Origin of the sequence: Hansschlegelia beijingensis (assembly GCF_045505405.1) — a bacterium.
Lineage (GTDB): Bacteria > Pseudomonadota > Alphaproteobacteria > Rhizobiales > Methylopilaceae > Methylopila > Methylopila beijingensis_A.
Map to the genome: position 1 here is coordinate 1 of NZ_JBJKEX010000516.1, position 1,388 is coordinate 1,388.

General features: G+C 67.5%; 2 protein-coding genes. Both read right to left on the bottom strand.

The annotated features are described in order from the left end of the window. A partial coding sequence (locus ACIKT0_RS18255) for an AAA family ATPase (protein ID WP_407106744.1) occupies window positions 1-481 on the bottom strand: 481 nt, incomplete at its 3' end. 42 nt (window positions 482-523) lie between these two features. Further along, on the bottom strand, window positions 524-1,189 hold the full coding sequence (locus tag ACIKT0_RS18260) for a DsbA family protein (protein ID WP_407106745.1): 666 nt from the start codon (window positions 1,187-1,189) through the stop codon (window positions 524-526). Window positions 1,190-1,388: the final 199 nt, after the last annotated feature.

Below are 1,388 nucleotides of genomic sequence, written 5' to 3' on the forward strand. Positions count from 1 at the left end.
ACAGGCTCGCGAACCGTTCGAGCTGGACCCGGCGTTTCTCGAGCGGCTCCGCGAGAAGAGCCCCGCCGTCCGGGGAAGCCAGCATGTCGAACAGCAGCTGCACGTCGCGGGCCCGCGCCTCGCGGCCGTTGATCCGGTAGGTGGAGCCGAGCCCGCGCGAGATCTTGCGACTGACTTCGATCTCCGCCGCCTGGTTGAACGGCTCCGGCGCAAGCCGGGCGGAATTGTCGAGGGTGAGGATGACTTCGGCGTGGTTGCGCGCCGGCCGCCCGCCGCTGCCGGCGAAGATCACGTCCTCCATGCCGGAGCCGCGCAGGGATTTGAACGAGCTTTCGCCCATCACCCAGCGCAGCGCTTCGAGCAGGTTGGACTTGCCGCAGCCGTTCGGGCCGACGACGCCGGTCAGCCCCGGCTCGATCGGCGCCTCGGTGGCGTCCACGAAGGTCTTGAAGCCCGCGAGACGCAGCCGCGTGAAGTTCATGACCCGCGCGCCCCGGCGCGGGCGTCAGTCAGATCGGCCCGATCAGGCCTTGTCGAGAAGCGGCTGAAGGATCTTGTCCAGGTCGGCAATCTCGATCGCCCCGCGATAGACCTTGCCGTTGATGAAGAAGGTGGGGGTGGAGTTGACCCCGAACTTCTCGACGCCGCGCTGACGCACCGCATTCACACCGTCGAGCAGCTCCTGATTCGTCAAGCAGGCCTGGAAGCTCTCCTGTGTGAAACCGAGCTGCTTGGAGAGGTTCTGCAGGGCTTCCACCGGCTTCTCCGCATAGGCCCACTGGCGCTGCTCGCGGAACATCAGCTCGACGACGGGGAAGAATTTGTCGTCCCCGGCGCAGCGGGCGAGCATGAAGCCTGCGGCCGCGAGCGGGTCGAGCGGGAACTCCCGGAGGATGAAGCGCACCTTGCCGGTGTCGATGTATTTTTCCTTCAGCGCCGGATAGGTCTTGGCCGCGAACTGCGCGCAGTGGCCGCAGGTCAGCGAGGCGTATTCGATGATCGTGACCGGCGCGTCGGCCTTGCCTTCCGACTTGTCGCCGAGCGGGCCGGCGACCAGAAGCTCCTGCTGGTCGGCCTCCTGGGCGGCCGCCTGAGAGAGGAAGCCGAAGCGCGGCGCGAGCGACAGCGCTGCGAAGCCTGCGGCCGCAAAGGCGGCGGTCTCGAGAAGGCGGCGTCGGGTCAGCGTCACGGGCGGATCCTTTATGGGCCACTTTGCGTGGTCTGGACGATCTGCGCGCAAAGTCGCGGCAAGCTCAACTATTCGCAAGGAGAATGTGGCGGCAGCAAGAAACCTGCGCCGCGCCGGGCGTCAGCGCCCGCGGCTGCGCGCCTTGGCGAGCGCGGCTGAGCAGCATCGCGTGCTGATCCCCGACGTTCTCGTGCGGCAG